General features: G+C 44.3%; 19 protein-coding genes. 7 read left to right on the top strand and 12 right to left on the bottom strand.

Features of this window, described 5'->3' with window-relative positions:
- Positions 1-31: 31 nt before the first annotated feature.
- Positions 32-1,189, top strand: a complete 1,158-nt coding sequence (locus tag B9Y67_RS11790) for an MFS transporter (RefSeq protein ID WP_085506918.1) — start codon at positions 32-34, stop codon at positions 1,187-1,189.
- 42 nt (positions 1,190-1,231) lie between these two features.
- On the opposite strand, the gene lepB is transcribed toward B9Y67_RS11790, so the two are convergent.
- Entirely contained in the window at positions 1,232-1,774 is a 543-nt protein-coding gene (lepB, locus tag B9Y67_RS11785; protein WP_085506917.1) for a signal peptidase I, read from the bottom strand.
- Between the two features lie 54 nt (positions 1,775-1,828).
- Positions 1,829-2,476, bottom strand: coding sequence for a TVP38/TMEM64 family protein (locus B9Y67_RS11780; RefSeq protein WP_085506916.1), 648 nt, complete (start codon positions 2,474-2,476; stop codon positions 1,829-1,831).
- A 230-nt stretch (positions 2,477-2,706) separates the two neighbouring features.
- Between B9Y67_RS11780 and B9Y67_RS11775 the strand changes: the two genes are divergently transcribed.
- Positions 2,707-3,096: a hypothetical protein gene (locus B9Y67_RS11775; protein WP_062444268.1), complete on the top strand. Its 390-nt coding sequence runs from the start codon at positions 2,707-2,709 to the stop codon at positions 3,094-3,096.
- On the opposite strand, the gene B9Y67_RS11770 is transcribed toward B9Y67_RS11775, so the two are convergent.
- The gene (locus tag B9Y67_RS11770) at positions 3,044-3,562 is read right to left on the bottom strand and encodes a competence protein ComK (protein WP_085506915.1); all 519 of its coding nucleotides are present in this window, start codon (positions 3,560-3,562) and stop codon (positions 3,044-3,046) included. The two genes, B9Y67_RS11775 and B9Y67_RS11770, sit on opposite strands and share 53 nt — an antisense overlap.
- Before the next feature lie 123 nt (positions 3,563-3,685).
- On the bottom strand, positions 3,686-3,829 hold the full coding sequence (locus B9Y67_RS20705) for a hypothetical protein (RefSeq protein WP_176223985.1): 144 nt from the start codon (positions 3,827-3,829) through the stop codon (positions 3,686-3,688).
- Between the two features lie 66 nt (positions 3,830-3,895).
- Here B9Y67_RS20705 and B9Y67_RS11765 point away from each other — a divergent pair, with 66 nt between their 5' ends.
- Complete coding sequence (locus B9Y67_RS11765; protein WP_085506914.1) at positions 3,896-4,366, top strand: DUF3939 domain-containing protein; 471 nt, start codon at positions 3,896-3,898, stop codon at positions 4,364-4,366.
- A gap of 725 nt (positions 4,367-5,091) precedes the next feature.
- Entirely contained in the window at positions 5,092-5,682 is a 591-nt protein-coding gene (locus B9Y67_RS11760) for an SCO family protein (protein WP_176223984.1), read from the top strand.
- Between the two features lie 236 nt (positions 5,683-5,918).
- On the opposite strand, the gene B9Y67_RS11755 is transcribed toward B9Y67_RS11760, so the two are convergent.
- Positions 5,919-7,457: a fatty acid--CoA ligase family protein gene (locus B9Y67_RS11755; RefSeq protein ID WP_085506912.1), complete on the bottom strand. Its 1,539-nt coding sequence runs from the start codon at positions 7,455-7,457 to the stop codon at positions 5,919-5,921.
- 446 nt (positions 7,458-7,903) lie between these two features.
- Here B9Y67_RS11755 and B9Y67_RS11745 point away from each other — a divergent pair, with 446 nt between their 5' ends.
- On the top strand, positions 7,904-9,358 hold the full coding sequence (locus tag B9Y67_RS11745; RefSeq protein ID WP_085506910.1) for an IS1182 family transposase: 1,455 nt from the start codon (positions 7,904-7,906) through the stop codon (positions 9,356-9,358).
- A gap of 139 nt (positions 9,359-9,497) precedes the next feature.
- On the opposite strand, the gene B9Y67_RS11740 is transcribed toward B9Y67_RS11745, so the two are convergent.
- Complete coding sequence (locus B9Y67_RS11740) at positions 9,498-10,496, bottom strand: lipoate--protein ligase (protein WP_085509162.1); 999 nt, start codon at positions 10,494-10,496, stop codon at positions 9,498-9,500.
- A 65-nt stretch (positions 10,497-10,561) separates the two neighbouring features.
- On the bottom strand, positions 10,562-11,296 hold the full coding sequence (locus tag B9Y67_RS11735) for an MBL fold metallo-hydrolase (RefSeq protein WP_085506909.1): 735 nt from the start codon (positions 11,294-11,296) through the stop codon (positions 10,562-10,564).
- Positions 11,297-11,426: 130 nt separating this feature from the next.
- Here B9Y67_RS11735 and yhfH point away from each other — a divergent pair, with 130 nt between their 5' ends.
- Positions 11,427-11,555 carry a protein YhfH gene (yhfH, locus tag B9Y67_RS11730; protein ID WP_082411990.1) on the top strand — a complete coding sequence of 43 codons (129 nt, stop codon included), beginning with the start codon at positions 11,427-11,429 and terminating at the stop codon, positions 11,553-11,555.
- A 196-nt stretch (positions 11,556-11,751) separates the two neighbouring features.
- Here the strand turns inward: yhfH and B9Y67_RS11725 are convergent, their stop codons facing one another.
- The 5 genes from B9Y67_RS11725 to B9Y67_RS11705 all read right to left on the bottom strand — a co-directional run bounded on the left by B9Y67_RS11725 (position 11,752) and on the right by B9Y67_RS11705 (position 18,406).
- Positions 11,752-12,459 (bottom strand): CAP domain-containing protein, encoded by a 708-nt coding sequence (locus tag B9Y67_RS11725; protein WP_085506908.1) that lies wholly within the window; start codon positions 12,457-12,459, stop codon positions 11,752-11,754.
- Positions 12,460-12,649: 190 nt separating this feature from the next.
- On the bottom strand, positions 12,650-14,053 hold the full coding sequence (gene hemY / locus B9Y67_RS11720; protein WP_085506907.1) for a protoporphyrinogen oxidase: 1,404 nt from the start codon (positions 14,051-14,053) through the stop codon (positions 12,650-12,652).
- Positions 14,054-14,062: 9 nt separating this feature from the next.
- Entirely contained in the window at positions 14,063-14,992 is a 930-nt protein-coding gene (gene hemH, locus B9Y67_RS11715) for a ferrochelatase (RefSeq protein WP_085506906.1), read from the bottom strand.
- Between the two features lie 13 nt (positions 14,993-15,005).
- Positions 15,006-16,043: a uroporphyrinogen decarboxylase gene (gene hemE / locus B9Y67_RS11710; protein WP_085506905.1), complete on the bottom strand. Its 1,038-nt coding sequence runs from the start codon at positions 16,041-16,043 to the stop codon at positions 15,006-15,008.
- A 176-nt stretch (positions 16,044-16,219) separates the two neighbouring features.
- A complete protein-coding gene (locus B9Y67_RS11705; RefSeq protein ID WP_254901789.1) occupies positions 16,220-18,406 on the bottom strand; it encodes a transglycosylase domain-containing protein in 2,187 nt (728 codons plus the stop codon).
- A gap of 104 nt (positions 18,407-18,510) precedes the next feature.
- Here B9Y67_RS11705 and B9Y67_RS11700 point away from each other — a divergent pair, with 104 nt between their 5' ends.
- Positions 18,511-19,017 (top strand): antibiotic biosynthesis monooxygenase family protein, encoded by a 507-nt coding sequence (locus tag B9Y67_RS11700; RefSeq protein WP_085506904.1) that lies wholly within the window; start codon positions 18,511-18,513, stop codon positions 19,015-19,017.
- The last annotated feature ends 68 nt before the right edge of the window (positions 19,018-19,085 follow it).

The raw sequence follows: 19,085 nt of genomic DNA, 5'->3' as shown, positions 1-19,085 counted from the left end.
TATATTATCGCTTATGAGAGGATGACAGATCATGAAACAAACCTTCCAGGCACTGGTTCTGATCATTTCCGGGATATTCATCGCCAGCAATTTATACACGATGCTCCCCCTTCACCCTGCCCTTGCCGAACATTTTGCGGCAACACCTGCCTTAACCTCTCTGACGAGCACGTTGTTCATTATTTTCTATGCCTGCGGGCTTCTGTGCTTTGGTGTCCTTGCTGACCTCTATTCCAATGCACAAATTCTTAAGTCCGGCATGTTTGCTGTTACATTTGTCACCGCTCTGATTGCCTTGACCGACTCCCTTGGAATGCTGCTGGTGCTTCGGGCAGTGCAGGGTTTTTTTGCCGCAAGTTTTGCACCGCCTGCATTCAGCTACACGTTTAAACGTTTTTCGGGGGCGCGCCAGGCTTTTGTCATTGCTATGATCAATACCGGATTTTTGTTTGCCGGAATATTTGGCCAGCTGGTTTCAGGCTTTTTCGGTTTATCCTACGGTTATCCCGTGGTTTTTGTCGTTTTCGGCCTCTCCTACTTGTGCTGTGCTCTATTCATGGTGGCAGCTTTACGTCCAGCTGATGCTGTAGATTGGAGATATGCCTCGATTTCACTTACTACCATTCTATCATTTTTCAAGCAATCTTCCTTGCGAAAACTCTATCTGATCAGCTTCTTTCTACTATTTACCATCATGCTCTTCTACAGCAGTTTTGAATGGTATATGGAAGAAAGACAGGAGCAGCTGCAATTGAGCCTGCAGCAATTCCGAATGCTCGGTCTGATCGGCGTGCTTCCTGCTTTTTTTGTCAGTCGTATGCAAAAACACCTCCATCCGGCTATCCTGTTATGCTTATTTTTAAGCTTGATGATGGGGGCATTCATCCCTGCTATGGTCAGTCTGTCAACCGCCACACTTATCTGGGCTTCGGTGATGATGATCGCCTCCACTTCGGTGACGATTCCGATGGTTATCGTCCTGATCGGCACTATCGCTGTCACAAATAGAGGGAGCGCCCTGTCCATCTACTCGTTCGTCTTGTTATCCGGTGCAAGCGTCGGTTCTTTCCTTGCTCCGTTCCTGCCTCTGGAAGCGGCTGTTTATGTCATAGCCGTCTTGTTTGCCTGCTTCACCCTGGTATCTTATCGGATATATTCTAAGCAGGAAAAAGCCCTGCCGGCGAAATGAATCGGCCTGCAGGGCTGCTCGTTTGATCATGTTATTTTATTTTTAAAACTGAATCGCTAATTGCGACATCGGCCAGTACCGGACATCGACTTTCCCAACGACGGTGTCCATCGATACAAATCCGAAGTAACGACTGTCCAGACTGTCGCGACGATTGTCGCCCATCACGAACATCTGGCCCTCGGGTACTTCACTTTTATCAGTCACTTCTTCAAGCGTGAAGTCTTTCGTAAATAATTTACCGTCATCCGGGCGGAGTGCCTCTAAATATTCTTCCGGCTGTGCCTCGCCATTGATATATAACGTATCATCTTTGAACTCGATGTGATCCCCTGGTAAGCCGATCACTCGTTTCACATAATCCTCTTTTTCGTTGGCGTGAAATACGATGACATCCTGTCGATCGATTCCCTGCCAGTCATAAACCACTTTATTGACCATCAACAAGTTTCCATCATACAGCGTCGGTTCCATCGATTCTCCATCTACCACATAACTGGCAAACAAGTACGACCGGAACAAAAAGGCGATCACTAGCGCAAACAAAACAGTACGGAAAACTCGCCAAAAATTCTTCTTTTTCATTCTTTATGCCTCCACGGTGTGTGCTAACAACATCTTACCCGCTTTTGACATAATCTAATCGTTTTGGTAACGTTTCCGTTCTGCTTTTTTCTGCAGCCACTTTTCCAGAAACTTTCCAAGCACCCAGAACAACGTAATGCACACAGCAACTACAATCGTTTTCACCGGATTCTGGGCGAAAGATGTAATGCTTTCTCCGACATAGGCAATGGTGAAAATCATCACCGATTTCCCAAGCAGGACGGCCAGCACGAACTGCTGCCTGCTGACTCCCGACAATCCAGCCACGACATTGATGATCGAGGAAGGCGAGAACGGGAAACACATTAACAAAAATAACGGACCGAAGCCATGATTCTCGACCCAGGTCGTCACCTTTTTCACCTGTTTATGATTGGCAATGAACTGCATGAATCGCTTCTTTCCCAGCCTGCGGATTATCGTAAACACAATAACCGCTCCGACGCTGGCTCCAATCCAGGAATAAAGGAAGCCTTTCAGCAATCCGTAGGCGACCGCATTTGCCAAAACGAATACAACCAGGGGAAGGATTGGAAGGAATGCCTCAATCATCGGCAGCAGGATACCTGGCAGGGGACCGAGCGCTTCGTACCTTTCCAACTGGGCCATGATATATTCATACAGTTTATCATCTTCATACATCTGCTGGAATTTATCAAAATTCAGGGTATAGATATACATCGAAAGTAGCTCCTTAGCTTGTACAATTCATTCCTATGTTTCCATTTTAATCAAAAACAGAAGCTTTGACTATTGATTGATGCAATAGCTGCTCTCGTATATAGCTTACCCTAAAATTCCCTCGCTCAGTGGAGTGCTTCCAAATTTTCCAGAAAAAACTTGCATACTTTTTTTCCGTTCGTGCTATAATACTCGTAACAGAACATACGTTCGCGACGGAGGGAAATGTCATGCGCTATTTAAAAGAAGAAGAATTGGAGGTCACCTCCCGCTATCTGTTTCTTTCGATGGCACTAGTAGTCATCCAGCAGGATCGGCGGCACATCGAGAAAGGACAATTCAAAATCAAGGAACACTATTTGGAGTTGTTAGGGAAAATGGAATCAGAGGCCCGCACAGAAAGAAGAAACCTGCGCGCCCGTATGGACCGGGAAAAGCTTCAGGTCGTCCAGATCAGCAAGAACGATTCCTTCACTTCATTCCTGTTCCTCGCACATGGCTATGAAGAAAAACGCAATTATTTCAATCCGGCAATCCGTAAGAAAGTAGAAAATATCCTGTACGAACTTATGCAAAAGGCTCTGCGATCTGCTCCGCAGTATACAGAGAAGAATGCTTGATCCGGTTTTCCAGAAGGAAACGGAACTGGGCGGTACGCTGGATCTGATTGGCAATCATGCCCGGTGAAACAGGCACAACGATGGAGGATCCATTGGTGAATTCAATAGTAGTCTGGTAGCCGTCAAGGCTGTTAAAAGAGTGGATATGACTGTGGGAAATCCAGGAGCAGTCTTTTCGTTTCGGAGAAATTGTAGGAAAGAAGTAGATGCCCATCGACTGGGAAATTACAATCGGAGGTTTATGAGTAAACCCGGCAACTTGTTTCGTACCGGCTAAGCGGCCCGGCAGACTGGAAGCGAAATAGCGGCATGCTTCATCAACCAGCCGGCTTGGGTGGACGGGAAGCTCATGTCTTGCTCCGGTTTCAATTACCTCTGTCAAAACCTTACCGTAAGGCGTAGTCGTTGCCACCAGAGCAAGGGTCTGCGCTGTAATCTCAAAGGTATCTTTTTTAATTGGACTCATTCATGTCATCTTCCTTTCTGACTTAAAAGAATTCGTGCTATTTAAATGTACCACTAAACATGAAAAAAGTCCTAATTTTTCACAAATCTTTTTTAATTTATCAGGGAATGGCTATTCTGTCTGCTATAATTGAGCTGAAGGAACCTGCCTGGCCTCTAATTCTTCTTTATGGCCGTCATGCCAACAGTCATCATCCGGCCAGCCGAACTCAGGGTTGATACAGGTATAGATATCGAGTTCCCGTTCATTTAATTGGCTATTTTCCATTTCGCACACACCTCCCCTGTTAGTGTGTGCCTGTTATATCTTTTTTAAACAAGGAGGGATGGGTTAATGTGGAAGAAAAAGAAATCGAAGCCTGCTCCAAAACCGACAGAAGTTTATGAGCAGCGCAGCATTCCAATCCATGAAGTTCGAAAGGCAGTCAATGCCTATGCCAGCCAGCTTCCAAAAGGCGTCGAACTGAGTGTCATTATTAAAGAAGACTTGACGATCGACTACGACTTAATCGCCCCTTACCTGAAAGGTATCCCGGTAGAGACCTACTATATGTCGCGGGAGACCTATGAAATTTTTCCGGAAGAAGAGAAGCAGCTCGCGCTGGATCTCGACCATGTCCAGCGCGCCGTCGATCAATATATGAAAGCAACAAAGGAACTCCCCATCATAGAAAACGATCCCTACAAACGAGTCAGCTACTACAAACTCGAAACGTTAAAACTGCTGCCTTACCGTCCTGACCGCGACTTTTACATCACGGACGAAGAATTCCTCATCACCTACCAGCCACCTTCAAAAAAATGACCACAAACAACTCCTCACGGCATATTGAGGAGTTTTTTTATGCAATTAAACGTTGTTGTTCTCATAAGAGAGTTATTCAATTAAAATGCCGAAAAGTCGAAGACTTGATTTCGAGATATCTAGGGTTCTTTACTATAAAAGTGTCAGGGGCGGCTGGGAAACTACTCGCTTTCCTGTGGGGGAACTGGCGAGCTCGTACGCCCATGGAAAGCGAGTGATTTCCCGGAACTCCAAACGCTCCATTCCATAACGGAAACAGTTTCTCTTGAAACTGAGTCTTAAGTAAAAGGGAGCTTTCCTTTAACAAAGCCTATGTAAAAAGAAGATAAAAAAGGACCAATATCCAAACGGTGGATATTGGCCAAAGAGACGACTGGTTAAACTTTTGAGTGAGGGAATTAAATCCATGAAAAAGCTTGGGAAGCTTTTCCAATCTGTTGTCAATCACCGAGGTGATTAACAACTAACTCATGATTTTATTTTAATATATACCCGTTATTCCTTCACCGAAAAAGTGTTGCGGTACACCGCAAAAACGTTTGCGCTATTGTTAGTTTTTGTCATAAAATTCTCATTTATTTGAAATCAGTTCGGATTTCAGTTGAAATTGTGAATTTGTTTTCAAATTTTTGTCATCAGTTCGTCACGAGTTTCCCCTATTTCCCCTACCAGAACATTGTATGATAAAAGTATATTCTATTCGTAATGATGCAGGGGGAGTTATGATGAAAAAAAGATATTATGCCATGTTTGCCGGGATCATTGCCATCGGAATCACACTCGGTATTCTATATATTGAGGTTTGGCGTGATGCCGGCGTTCAGCTGCCGAAGGATGTCCTGCTTGAAACGGCCTCAGCAGAAAGCTATGATTTTGAAAACATGGAACCGAAAGTACGGCTTATTGAATTTTATTACACCCAGTGCCCGGATGTCTGCCCACTCACCACTCAAAGGATGATGCACCTTCGCGAGATGCTGAAACAAGAAGGTGTGTATGGGGATGAAATGGAATTCATTTCGATATCGATCGACCCGGAAAAGGATACGCCAGAACGCATTCAAAAATACATGGATACTTACGCCATCAGCCCGGATGAAAATGGCTGGACTTTCTTAAGAGGATCGTTAGAAGATACGAAAGCTTTTGCAGAACCTTTCCGCTTCCGCTTTGAAGACCGTGGCACCGACTATATTGTCCACGATTCGTTCACTTACCTGATCGACCAGGATAATTACCTGATTGAGAAGTTTTCCATGGGAGAAGGCTTCGATAAAGAAAAAGTATTCAAACGAATTATGAGGACCGTCGACTGATTTCAATCTTAAACCGCCAGAGTCAATTTATGAGACAAAACAACGCTAAAAGAAACAATCTTACCGGATAAGAGAAATCACAATAGGATGAGAGACAATTTCGAAAATAAGAGAGACAGATTCGAATTTTTTCGAGACAAATTTAAAATTAAATGAGAACGCATCGTCATATATGAGACAATCACCAAGGAGACACCCCCCACAAAAAGGAGGCCCGCACCGGGGCCTCCTTTTTCTTACTGAGTGATTTTTTCGCGCAAATTCTTACGTAAAATTTTACCTGTCGTATTCTTCGGAAGCTCCTCTAAAAATTCCACACTGGTCGGTACTTTATATTTGGCCAGGTGTTCCTGACAATATGTGATCACCTGTTCTTCATTCAAGTCAGGATCATCGGAGACGACAAAGCTGATCACCGTTTCACCGGAATCCGGATGAGGGGCTCCGATGACTGCTACTTCCGAAATGTTAGGGTGGTCATACAACACTTCTTCCACTTCGCGCGGATAAACGTTGTAGCCGCCAACGAGGATCATGTCTTTTTTGCGGTCGACGATAGAGAAGTACCCTTCATCGTCCATTTTCGCCATATCCCCGGTATACAGCCATCCGTCGCGAATAGCCACAGTAGTTTCTTCAGGCATTTTGTAATAGCCCTTCATCACATTCGGGCCTTTAACAATCAACTCTCCGACTTCCCCTGGTGCCACCTCTTCTCCAAGCTCGTCCACGACACGATTTTCGACATTTTTAATATTCGTGCCGATCGACCCTGGTTTTCGAGGGCGATCAAGCGGGTTGAAGCAGGTAACAGGGCTGGCTTCAGAGAGCCCGTAGCCTTCGGAAACGATGACGTCGAATTTTTTCTCGAATGCTTTCAACAGTGCAACCGGCATCGACGCACCACCGGAAATACAGAGACGGTTATGCTTGAACGTTTCTTCCATGCCATCTCCGGTTTGCAGCAGGTAGTTATACATTGTCGGTACACCCGCAAATACAGTAGCCTTCCACTCTTGAGAAATTGTAAAAACAGCCTGCGGAGAGAATTTCGGCACAATCAGTACGGTCCCGCCATTCATCAAAGGACCATTCAAGGCAACAGTCAGACAGAAAACATGGAACATTGGCAGCGCAGCAATCACCCTGTCATCATTGGTGAATTCCAAATAGTCCGCGACATCTTTGGCATTGGAATAGATGTTTTTATGGGTAAGCATCGCCCCTTTTGGCTTCCCGGTCGTTCCAGAAGTATAGAGAATAACCGCGGTATCATTGTCATCAAGCTCCGGACGTTCCAGCTCCAGACTTCCTGCTCCAACAGTCTTTGTAAACGATTTCATTTTTTCGCTTAAAGAAGACTGTTCCCAGCCCGGATTTCCCCCTGTCTCTCCTACGAAATAATGCCTGATACCCGGGATGTGTGCATCCATATGTTCAAATTTCTCGAGCAGGACATCCATCGTAATAACGCCTTTGACGTCTCCATTTTTCAAAATATAGCTAATTTCGTCAACCGTATAAATCGGATTGATTGGGATTACCGTGGCTCCGATTCGCAAGGCGCCATATAGACCAATAACAAAAAATGGACTATTGCCAACGACCAATGCGATGTGATCCCCTTTTCCATAACCAAGCTGCTTAAGACTGGAAGCAAACTTTGTGACGGCTCCTTCTAATTCCTGATAGCTGGTTTCCTTATCCTGAAATATGTACGCTGCCTTGTCTGGTTGCTGCTGTGCCGTCAGTGATAATTGATCACTGATATTCATACTGTGTCCCCCTTCGCAATAAAATGAATGAATGGTCATTCACCATTCTGTAAAAAATATTCATTCTAATTATAAAATACTGAAAACTTTCCTGCAACAACTGTATTTTTATCATAGGTTTTAGATAAATAAAAAGACTCCCGTCTCCAGGAGGCCACTGAAAAAGTCCTTTATAACCTAAAGGGAATGTCAACGTTTGTTGTTGATTCTCACGAATCGCTTGTCGGTGGATGCTTGCCGCGGGCACGGCCTCAGCTAACTTGGTCAAGAAGATCACTTGACCAAGTTGATCTTCGACTCGCGCTGTTCCCGCAGGCGTCACCACCGAACGCTCATCGTGGAATCAACAGAGGAATAACGAAAAAGAGTGATTTTCTTTGATTTATAAAAGAAAGTCACTCTTTTTTCTTGTACAATGAAAGTAATACATAAAAGTGAGGGATTCGATGCTAGACCGTCAATTATCCATGAATTTAAGCCAGTACGAAGGACTCTACGATATGGTGGTCCCTAAGGACCACCTTCTTCGGGAAATCAATGAGCTTATAGATTTTTCCTTCGTTTATGACGAACTGAAGGATAAATACTGTCATGACAATGGACGGAACGCTGTTCATCCCATTCGTATGTTTAAATACCTCCTCCTGAAAACCATCTATACGTTGTCTGATGTGGATCTCGTGGAACGAGCTCAGGTCGACATGTCCTTCAAATATTTCCTTGAAATGGCACCAGAAGATGAGGTCATTGATCCCAGCTTATTAGCTTACTTTCGTCGTAAACGTCTTAAAGACACAAACCTTTTAGATCTCCTGATTGGAAAAACCGTGGAGGTCGCTCTTGAGAAAGGCGTGATTCAATCGAAGTCTCTCATCCTTGATGCCACGCACACCAGAGCTCGATACAATCAAACATCCCCTCAAGAAGTATTGCGTACCCGTTCCAAGAACGTCCGTAAAATGATTTATTCCGTCGATGAATCGATGAAGAAAAAGTTTCCTGAGAAACCAACCGAAGATACGCTTGAAGCTGAGCTGGACTATTCGGAACGTCTTGTCGAAGTCATTGAAAAAGAACCAAAACTCGTCTTTATCCCCAAAATCAAAGAACCTCTGAACTTACTGAAAGAGACGATTACAGATGACCAACTGGAATTGCAGGAATCTCAAGATCCTGATGCCCGTTTGGGACATAAATCAGCTGACTCTGCTTTCTTTGGATATAAAACGCATCTCGGCATGTCTCAGGAACGCATCATTACGGCGGCCACAGTGACTACCGGAGAAAAAACGGACGGAAAGCAGTTACCTGCGTTAGTGAAGAAAAGCCGAGGAGCTGGGTTAGAAGTGGAGGAAGTCATTGGAGATACAGCTTATTCGGCAAAGGAAAATATCAACTATGCCAAAGAAAATGAGATCGAACTCATTTCCAAGTTGAACCCTTCGGTTTCTCATGGATATCGTAAGAAAGAAGAAGAATTTGAATTTAATAAAGACGCTGGCTTGTATGTCTGTCCGGCTGGTCATATGGCTTTTCGAAAAGCCCGTCAGGGCAAGAAGGGTCAAGCAAAAAATCAGGTAGAAACCCACTATTTTGATGTCGAAAAGTGTAAACGGTGTCCCCTTCAGGAAGGATGTTATAAACCTGGGGCCAAAACCAAAAGTTATTCGGTCAGCCTAAAATCAGAAGAACATATGGATCAACTCACCTTTCAAAACAGCGATAGCTTCAAAGAAAGGGCGAAGGAAAGATATAAGATTGAAGCGAAGAATAGCGAATTGAAGCATAGACACGGATATGAGATCGCCTCATCTTCGGGTCTCGAAGGCATGCGCATGCAAGGTGCGATGGCGATTTTCACGGCTAATGTGAAACGAATCGTTAAGCTAATAAAGGAATAGAGGGCACAAACCTCTTGAAATTAGACGAAAAGCGGTCTGTATGGAAATCAATTCCACACAGACCGCTTTTTTAAAATTCTACTTTTCATAGACCTTCAGTTCTTCAGTGGCCTCGTCTCCAGGAGTCTTTTTAGTGATATTAATAAAGGATATTAAGAAAACCTTCTTTTGTAATTTTACCAAGATAATGGGAAATATCTACCTCAGCCAATGCTTCCGAGATAGCACTTTTCTCATATTTTGTGCCAATCAGCCGCTCCTCGATTTCACTAATATCACCGACGCCGAAAAAGTCACCATAAATTTTCACGTTTTTGATCATACCCTTTGCTACATCAAGGCGGACATCATAACTTCCTGCTCCTTCAATCCGCTTCGTATGCTGGATGTTAAATTTCGGTGATTTGCCATAATTCCATTCCCAGTTCTGATAGCGTTCTTCTGACAACTTGTGAATGGCTTTCCAATCCTCTTCGGTCAATTTATATTGCGGCACATCCTTTACATCTTCCACATCGAAAATATAACGAAGGATCAGCCGCTTGAACTCGTCCATCGTAATTTTTTCATCCAGATATTCGGAAATGTTAGCAACACGGCTTCGTATCGACTTAATGCCTTTGGATTTGATTTTTTCCGTTTTTACATTTAATGATTTTACTACATGCTCAACTTCCGAGTCGAACATCAAGGTTCCATGGCTGAACATACGGCCGCGCGTGGAAAATTGTGCATTACCGGAAATTTTACGTCCATCGACCGTAATATCGTTTCGTCCGGAAAGCTCTGCATCAACGCCAAGTTTCTTAAGTGCTGCTGTTACAGGTTCCGTAAACTTCGCAAAATCATGGAAACTATCCCCATCATCCTTCGTGATGAAGCTGAAGTTCAAGTTACCAAGGTCGTGATAAACAGCACCACCGCCTGACAAACGACGAACCACATGAATTCCGTTCTCTTCTACATAATCGGTATTGATTTCTTCTACGGTGTTCTGGTTTTTTCCGATAATGATCGACGGTTTATTGATATAGAACAATAAGTATGTTTCGTTGATATCTAAATTTTTCAGTGCGTATTCTTCAATAGCCAGATTGATTCGCGGGTCATTGATTCCCTCATTATCAATAAATAGCATGACAATCAGCCCTTTCATTTATTCTGCCACCTACCATTGTAATGAAATCCCGCAAAAGAAACAATTCATTGGCTTTCCCACGTCCATCCTTCTTCGGCGAGCGAAACCAGTCCCTCATATCTCTCTTTCGCTTCCTTGATCAACTGGTCGTGTTCGCCGAAATGGGGAAGATGACTTAACAGCAGTTCGCGGACTCTTGCTTTGTCTGCGAGAGCACCTGCTTCCTCGCTCGTCATATGGCCTGGACCTGTCCCGTCCATTCCTTTATAAAAATTTGTATCGGTAATTAATAAATCGGCGCCTTCAGCAAAAGGAATCCACGCTTCGGAAAAACTCGTATCGGCTGTATAGACGACTTGGTGTTTACCATTAGTAACCGCCATGCCGTAACAGGGAACAGGATGGTTCGTCTCCTGAAATTTCACCGTAAACGGGCCGATACTTAGAGTTTCCGATGGGTCGTACGCTTTTCCTTCTGTGTACTGATGCGACAACGAGTTGAACTTCGCTGTATCAAACGGATGTCCATAAATGGGAAGTTTCTTATTAGTGTCTTGCAAGGTGTTCTGTACCAGCCAGGCATATTGCAGGGCGCCAACATCCGCAATGTGATCCTGGTGGTAATGGGAAATAAGTACTGCATCTAACTGAAAAGGATCAATATATTTCTGCAATCTTGACATACCCCCACTGCCGCAATCCACCAGTAACCGAAATTCATCCTGTTCGAATAAATAGCATGATGTCGCACTTTCAGCAGCCGGATAAGCCCCCCAAAAGCCAATGACAGTCACTCTCATATAAGTTCCTCCTTTTTCCAACATATTTACTATTTTAAAATTGTTTTATAACAGCCTATTGTATTCTGTGTTTTGTTATATTACAATATGGGTATACTAACTTCAAACACAAAATCAGGAGGCGATTTTCATGATGAGTATTGTTGAATTCTTTAAAAATCTTCCACGTAAACAGTGTGCAAGCTGCGGTAATGCCATTGATGAGAAAGCAGACTGCTACGGCAACCTTTGTGATGAATGCGATCATCCAGCACGCTAAGTGCTGTTAAACGAATATCCTTTGCGATGATTTCCTTTCACCTTTGGACAGCTGTTATATAGCTGTCCTATTTTTTATGTTTTGTATTAACGTGACTATAACAGAATTCCTACTCTTCAAGAAAAAATTCAGCCTCTGTTCTAAAATATTTTAAAAAAAAGAATCCCGCAAGTTTGCGGGATTCTTTTATTCATACTTATTTTCTGATAAACATTTGGGTCCAGTAGTCCCCATTCGCATCATAACCGACACCGATATGAGTCAACTGTCCATTTAAAATATTTTTTCTGTGTCCAGGACTGTTCATCCATCCTTCTACGACACTTTCAGGCGTCTGCTGACCGGCTGCGATGTTTTCTGCCGCTCTTTGATAGTCGACTCCAAAGTCTTTCATCATGTCAAAAGGACTGCCATAAGTCGGAGAGTTATGACTGAAATAATCATTTTCCGCCATATCTTCTGACTTTTCCTGAGCGACTTCCATCACTTCCGTGTCAATTTTGAGCGGTTTGAGACCGTTCTTCTCCCGTTCCTGGTTGGTAAGATCGACAACCTGCTGCTGAATGTCATTGACATTTTGATCGCCCTGAGGCTGTTGCGGCTGGTTCCGGGCTGTTTCATCATTTCGATTGTCCGGCGTTACGGTATTACCGTTCGGGTAATTACTGCCATTTGGGTTCTGATAGTTGTCGCGTTGTGTATATTCTCCAAGATCATAGTCAGTAAAAAAGCGATATTCATCCCGCTGGATGTTATCCTGCCTTGGAGAAAAATCGTCAGGACCAAAGTTGACCTGTCGCGGATCATTGTTGACATCACGCATTCCTTCGTCATTCCCGGCAGCGCAGGCAATCAGAAATGTCATTAAAAACAGAGAAAATCCTTGTGTTAAAAGCTTTTTCATCAGATAACCTCTTTTCTTCAATAGATGGTCATCTGTAGTATTAGCGGTAACAATGCGCTTCAATCGCACCTATAAATGGAAAGAATAATAACTAATTTTAAAAAGGTTATAGCGAAAGAAAAAAGCTCAGAATTAAATTCCGAGCTTTTTCCTTCTACTAAGTGATTTCATTTGTGTAGGCATGAGGTTATTATTTCAGGAAATTCAATACTTTTTCGACTGCTTCCTTCCCCTGGTCAATACAGTCTGGAACACCGACGCCGTGATAAGACCCTCCAGCAAGGTACACGCCTGGAAGTTTCTGTTGCATCGCTTGCTGGATTTCATTCATCCGCTGTTTGTGACCAACCGTGTATTGCGGCATGGCATTTTTCCATCGGGTGATAACGGAAAATTCCGGATCAGCGGTAATTTTCATGGTTTTATTGAGATCATTAAGGACTATATCAACAATTTCTTCATCAGATAGGTCAACGACTTCCTGGTCATCCGGTTTGCCGACGTAGCAGCGGAGCAGAACTTTTCCTTCCGGCGTTGAGTGAGGCCATTTTTTATGCGTCCATGTACAGGCAGTAATGCGAAAATCACTGTTACGCGACACGACGAACCCGGTGCCATCGATGTCTTTTTTGACAGCAGAGGCATCGAAAGCCAGCGCCACATTGGCGACAGAGGTTGCCGGCATCTCCTGGAACGGCTTCATAAAATCATGTTTACTCAACATCCGCTCAGCAGCAGAATGAGGCGAAGCTAGAATCACAGAAGCTGCCTCCATGACAGTTCCGTCATTTAATAAAAGATTATAATGGCTGTCTTTCTTTTCAATATGATCCACCGCTTTATTCGTATGGACTGTCCCTTCGTCAAGATGATCGGTAACCGCCTCTACCAACGACTCCAAGCCATCTTTCAACGTTAAAAACATACTCGGCTTTTTACCTTTTTTGGCAGGTTTTCGTGCAGGCATCGTTTTATTCAAGCCTTTAATCAAGCTGCCGTATTCCTGTTCCAGATGATAGAAGTTCGGAAACGTGGACATTAGGCTAAGATTATCAATATCGCCGGCATATATTCCGGATAACAATGGCTCGATCAGATTTTCAACTACATCATCCCCAAGACGATTACGGAAAAAGTGACCAAGCGACTGGTCGTCCTGCGGAGCGCTTTTCGATTTAACGAAGTCCTTTGCGGCTTTCACTTTCCCGACGGGGGAAAACAAACCGGAAAACAGAAACGGACGTACTTTCGTTGGAATTCCCATAAAAGAGCCACTCGGCATTTTATGAAGCTTATTTTTCACTAAAATATACGATTGACCAGTACCATTTGGAACCAGCTGATCGCCAAGTCCGACTTCAGAAGCAAGCTCTGATGCACTTTTCTTACGGGCTAAAAAGGAATCTGGTCCCCGTTCGATCGTGAAGCCATCCCTCTGTTCCGTTTTGATTTTTCCACCTAATTTATCACTTGCTTCCAACAGTTTAACTTCGTAAGGAAGCTGCTGATGTTTGATTTCTTTTTGCAAATAGTAAGCGGCAGCGAGACCTGTAATTCCGCCGCCGACTACTACAATTTGTTTAGTTTCAGACATGGACATCCCCTATTCTTTCACTTTTTCCAAAACGACTTTTGCTAAAGTATCAATGAATTTAGGATGGGTATTAGGCATTTCCGGACGATAGTAGTTCGCACCTACTTCATCACAGACAACTTTACATTCATAATCATTGTCATAAAGAACTTCGAGATGGTCAGATACAAACCCTACCGGTGCATAGACAAAGGAACGATAGCCTTTTTCGTTGTATAAGTCTCTCGTTAAATCCTGTACGTCCGGTCCAAGCCAGGGATCCGGGGTGTTCCCTTCACTCTGCCAGCCAATTTCGTATTGGGTGATACCAGAAGCTTCAGCAATCAAGTCTGCTGTCTTTTTTAACTGGTCAGGGTATGGGTCGCCTCCTTGGAGAATTTTCTCCGGAAGGCTGTGCGCAGACACGATCAGGCAGGCTTTCTCCTTTTCCGTGTCATCCATTTGGTTATATACAGAATCGATCTGTTCTTTCCAGAAATCAATGAATCCTGGCTCATCATACCAGCTCTCCACGGACTTGATTGTCAATCCATGGTTCGCCGCTTCTTCCTGAGCACGACCATTGTAGGATTTGACGCTAAAAGTAGAATAATGCGGTGCCAGTACAAGTGAAACTGCTTCTTTGATACCGTCTTCTGCCATTTGTGCTACTGCATCTTCTACGAATGGTTCAATATGTTTAAGACCGAGGTAAAGTTTAAATTCTACATCGTCCTGAAGCTCATTCAGTTTTGCTTCGATCGCTTTTCCCTGATTTTCTGTGATACGTGCCAGCGGAGATATACCGCCAATAGCATCATAACGTTCGCGCAGGTCCTGCAGCATTTCCTCCGACGGTTTGCGCCCGCGGCGAATGTGTGTGTAGTAACGTTCAAGGTCTTCTTCTTTATAAGGAGTGCCATAAGCCATTACAAGCAGCCCCATTTGTTTCTTTGCCATCAATCATTCACCTCTAATTTCTGCTGGAATACTCATGAATCAGGCTGGTCAACCGTTTAAGTGTTTCCGGTTTGATATCCGGTGTTACCCCATGGCCAAGGTTGAAAATATGAGCCGGGTTTTCCTTCCCTTCATCAAGGATTCGTTTGGTACGCTCCTCGATGACGTGCCAGTCCGATAGCAGCAGGGAAGGGTCCAGGTTGCCTTGAAGCGGCTTCGTGATGCCAAGATTTCTCGCTTCTGCAATTGACATTCTCCAATCCAGGCCTAACACATCGACGGGCAGCTCATTCCACTCTGTGATCAAATGACGTGCTCCGACACCAAACAGGATCAACGGTACCCCTTCTTCCTGAAGCGAAGAAAAGATACGGTGCATGACCGGCTTGATGAATGTGCGGTAATCTTCCTGATTCAACGCACCCACCCACGAGTCGAAAATTTGAATCGCTTTTGCTCCAGCGTTGACTTGTCCCCGGACATATTCGATCGTCATATCGGCCAATTTATCCATTAGCATAAACCATGTTTCCGAGTCGCTGTACATCAAGGACTTGGTTTTATTATAATTTTTTGAAGGTCCACCCTCAATCATATAGCTCGCCAGGGTAAACGGGGCCCCGCTGAAACCGATCAATGGAACATCCAGCTGCTCCTTTGTCAGTAGTCGGATCGTATCCATCACGTAAGGAACATCGGATTCTGGATCGATCGTGCCTAATTTTTCGACATCAGCTTTGGACTGGATCGGATTATCGATGACCGGACCAATTCCTTTTTTAATGTCGACATCGACACCAATAGCAGGAAGCGGCGACATAATGTCTTTATAGAGAATCGCCGCGTCTACGCCATATTGTTCCACTGGCAGCCTCGTTACATAGGCACATAACTCCGGCTGATGAGTAATTTCAAACAAGGAATACTTTTCCTTCAGCTGACGGTATTCCGGCTGAGAACGGCCAGCCTGACGCATATACCACACTGGTGTGTAATCGGTCGTCTCCCCGCGGAAAGCTCTCAATATCGTATCGTTGATCTGTCTTATCATGCTAAATAACCCCTTTACTATATGTTCAACATAACTGGAAGCGGATCTTTCAACACATGCTGGACTCCGTTTCCCATGAACTGTCATACTTTTTATCCGTATACCACTATAACACTTTTTTACTATCTACATAGAACTTGAGGATTTTTTGTCACCATTTTGTGCGATTTTCCCAATTACCACTCTAACACTGCGCGGTTGGACTGCTGTCCTTCCATCTTCGTATACGGATCGTAAGGAACAACATAGTAGGTATGGCGCTTGAAGACGTTCTTTATTTCCACCGTGAACGCCCCTTCGCCCTTTACTTCCCCTACTCGGCTATCGACTCCAGGCTCCTCTTTATAAATGTGATAGACAATTCGATCATCCTCACCAGGAGACCATGACAATCTGCCCCGGATAAGCGATGAACCTCCAACTTCAAACTTGACGTTAAGATCGTCGATTGCTGGTAGTTTTACGGGAGGAGCAATATCTTCTTCTACTCCTTCAGGCTGTTGAAAACTGGCGCTCAACCCTTTTTGCTGATCAACTTTTGTCAAAATCGCTTTCATCATAGCGGTGGGGTAGCTGCTCCCCCCTTCCAGATAATGATCTTTCCCGGATGAATCATAACCCATCCACAAGCTTCCGACATATTCCGGTGTATAGCCGGCAAACCATACATCTTTATTTTTACCTGAGACGGAATCATGCTGCTGGGTACCTGTCTTGCCAGCTAATGCTTTCCCATAACTGCCCGATGTCCCGGTTCCATGAGAAACGACACGCTGAAGCATCTCGGTCATATTCCAGGCCACCTGTTCAGAAAAAACAGTTCGTTCTTTCGGTTCCATCTCTTCGATGACTTCTCCGTTTCGGTCTTCGATTTTCTTAATGGCGTACGCATCAATCGACTTTCCGCCTCTCGCAAAAGCACGGTAAGCTTCTACTATCTCCACTGGTGAGTAGCCATGCTCTAGTCCGCCGAGCGCCAGCGACAAGCCGCTGTCATTGGTTTCCAGGCCAAGTTTCTTCAAGTATTCTTTGGAAGTCTTAATACCAATTTGGTCAAGCAGCCATACCGCTGGAACATTTTTTGACTTCACCAGCGCATCATATAAGGAGACAAGCCCTTCATAATTACCATCATAGTTTTTTGGTTCGTAATTACCAAATTTCATTGGACGGTCAACTAGTAAGGAGTATGGATCATACCCTGCCTCCATCATCGCCGGGCCGTAGACCGACAATGGTTTGATTGTTGAACCTGGGGCACGCCGTACGTTGGCACGGTTCATGGTACCATGCTCGTAATCACGTCCTCCGATAGCGGCAACAATTGCTCCGCTGTCCGCATCCATCAGCGTGAATGCGCCTTGAACCCCCTCGACAGACCCTGGTGCATATTCGCCATTCTGCATTTCCTCATAAGCGATTTTCTGGATATCAGGGTCCATGCCGGTAATAATCCGGTAACCTCCGCGCTTCAGTTCATCCCGGCTGATATTGTAACGGGCCGCCGCTTCCCGGATGACCAGATCCACGTAACTATTGGACCATTTCTGATCTTCTCGCTCCTGGTAATTCACTTCAAGCGTCTTACCTTGCAACTGAAGTAACTGCTCGGATGTAATCATACCAACACTGTGCATACGGTCGAGCACGACGTTCCTTCGCTTCACGGCTTCCTCCGGATTATCAATCGGCGAGTAAGTGTTCGGTGCTTTTGGCATACCCGCGAGCATTGCCCCTTCAGAAATAGTCAGCTCTGAGGCAGGCTTGTTATAAAAAACTTGGGAAGCCTGCTCGACCCCATAAATTCCTTTTCCAAAATAAATCCGGTTCAGGTATAGTTCCAGTATTTCTTTTTTCGTGTAATTACGCTCCAAATACAGTGCAGCCATTACTTCTTTCGTCTTTCGCATAAAGGTCTTATCATTGGTCAAAAACAGGTTTTTGGCCAGCTGCATCGTAATCGTACTGCCGCCTTCTACCTTCTTCATCGCTATCAAGTCTTTATAAACCGCACGGAAAATTGCCCGCGGGTCCACTCCCCCATGTTCATAAAAACGGGCATCCTCAACAGCCATAAACGCCTCCTCGACGTGATCCGGTATTTCATCGATCGATATCAGGGTGCGATTCTCCGTGTAGATTCGCTCGATCACTTCTCCGTTTTCCAGTTCTACGGTCGTGGCATCATTCAATACCAGCTTTTCTTTATCTGCCACCAGCATGCCGCCAAACAAAATCGTCAAGTAGCCAAGCACAGCCAGTATGACAGCACTTAATGCGACAATCGCGGCCCATTTATAACGCTTTTTCTTCAGACGTTTCATTCTGGTCGTCGGTCTATCGTTGTTATTCCAAAGTTTCAAGGCTTGCGCATCCTTTCTTATAACTTTCCTCTATGTGTTATAACTTGTTTTTTCTTTTCTGTCATTGCTAAACTGAATTTATAATGGAAAGGGGATATGTGCAAATGAAAGTTTCTATGACAAATGGTACACCAAACTATTTAGCAAATCTAGATAAGAAACACCCAGAAACGACACTCTTTTTCATGCAGGACCCAGATAAAACCGTCGCCTACCATGAAGGTGAGCCTAGTATTTTCAATGAAGGACGGGAATATGAAACGGTAGACGCTGTTGGTGAGATGCAGCCGGAAGGTTTCGTCGTTATGAACAACATTCCTGTCAGTGACGAAGGTCGTCCTGTTTTTGAAGACCGCTTTAAAAACCGCAAAGGCGGAGTGGAAAAAATGGAAGGCTTCCAGGCACTGCGCATTCTCCGTCCCTTAAAAGGAAACACTTATGTAGTTCTCACGCAATGGCGCAATGAAAATGACTTTGAAGACTGGAAGAACTCCCAGTCGTTTGAACAGGCGCATCAAAATTCCGGACCAAAGCATACCAAAAAACCTTCCTTTATCGACGGTGACGCTTATATCACTAAGTACCGAATGGTACAATTCGACGAAGAATAAATGATTTCTATATTGAAAGTGAGTCTTGAGAAAAAGAGAGCTTATATTGAAAAACAACTCTGAGATTT

Source organism: Thalassobacillus devorans (assembly GCF_900176565.1).
Taxonomy (GTDB): Bacteria; Bacillota; Bacilli; order Bacillales; family Halobacillaceae; genus Thalassobacillus; species Thalassobacillus devorans_A.
The sequence above is the reverse complement of the archived record's forward strand: the minus strand, read 5'-3'. Positions and strand labels throughout refer to the sequence as shown.

Bases quoted from the DNA above. Each gene is read 5' to 3' on its own strand.
- B9Y67_RS11790 (WP_085506918.1), top strand. From the start codon at position 32: ATGAAACAAACCTTCCAGGCACTGGTTCTGATCATTTCCGGGATATTC.
- lepB (WP_085506917.1), bottom strand. From the start codon at position 1,774: ATGAAAAAGAAGAATTTTTGGCGAGTTTTCCGTACTGTTTTGTTTGCG.
- B9Y67_RS11780 (WP_085506916.1), bottom strand. From the start codon at position 2,476: ATGTATATCTATACCCTGAATTTTGATAAATTCCAGCAGATGTATGAA.
- B9Y67_RS11775 (WP_062444268.1), top strand. From the start codon at position 2,707: ATGCGCTATTTAAAAGAAGAAGAATTGGAGGTCACCTCCCGCTATCTG.
- B9Y67_RS11770 (WP_085506915.1), bottom strand. From the start codon at position 3,562: ATGAGTCCAATTAAAAAAGATACCTTTGAGATTACAGCGCAGACCCTT.
- B9Y67_RS20705 (WP_176223985.1), bottom strand. From the start codon at position 3,829: ATGGAAAATAGCCAATTAAATGAACGGGAACTCGATATCTATACCTGT.
- B9Y67_RS11765 (WP_085506914.1), top strand. From the start codon at position 3,896: ATGTGGAAGAAAAAGAAATCGAAGCCTGCTCCAAAACCGACAGAAGTT.
- B9Y67_RS11760 (WP_176223984.1), top strand. From the start codon at position 5,092: ATGAAAAAAAGATATTATGCCATGTTTGCCGGGATCATTGCCATCGGA.
- B9Y67_RS11755 (WP_085506912.1), bottom strand. From the start codon at position 7,457: ATGAATATCAGTGATCAATTATCACTGACGGCACAGCAGCAACCAGAC.
- B9Y67_RS11745 (WP_085506910.1), top strand. From the start codon at position 7,904: ATGCTAGACCGTCAATTATCCATGAATTTAAGCCAGTACGAAGGACTC.
- B9Y67_RS11740 (WP_085509162.1), bottom strand. From the start codon at position 10,496: ATGCTATTTATTGATAATGAGGGAATCAATGACCCGCGAATCAATCTG.
- B9Y67_RS11735 (WP_085506909.1), bottom strand. From the start codon at position 11,296: ATGAGAGTGACTGTCATTGGCTTTTGGGGGGCTTATCCGGCTGCTGAA.
- yhfH (WP_082411990.1), top strand. From the start codon at position 11,427: ATGATGAGTATTGTTGAATTCTTTAAAAATCTTCCACGTAAACAGTGT.
- B9Y67_RS11725 (WP_085506908.1), bottom strand. From the start codon at position 12,459: ATGAAAAAGCTTTTAACACAAGGATTTTCTCTGTTTTTAATGACATTT.
- hemY (WP_085506907.1), bottom strand. From the start codon at position 14,053: ATGTCTGAAACTAAACAAATTGTAGTAGTCGGCGGCGGAATTACAGGT.
- hemH (WP_085506906.1), bottom strand. From the start codon at position 14,992: ATGGCAAAGAAACAAATGGGGCTGCTTGTAATGGCTTATGGCACTCCT.
- hemE (WP_085506905.1), bottom strand. From the start codon at position 16,043: ATGATAAGACAGATCAACGATACGATATTGAGAGCTTTCCGCGGGGAG.
- B9Y67_RS11700 (WP_085506904.1), top strand. From the start codon at position 18,511: ATGAAAGTTTCTATGACAAATGGTACACCAAACTATTTAGCAAATCTA.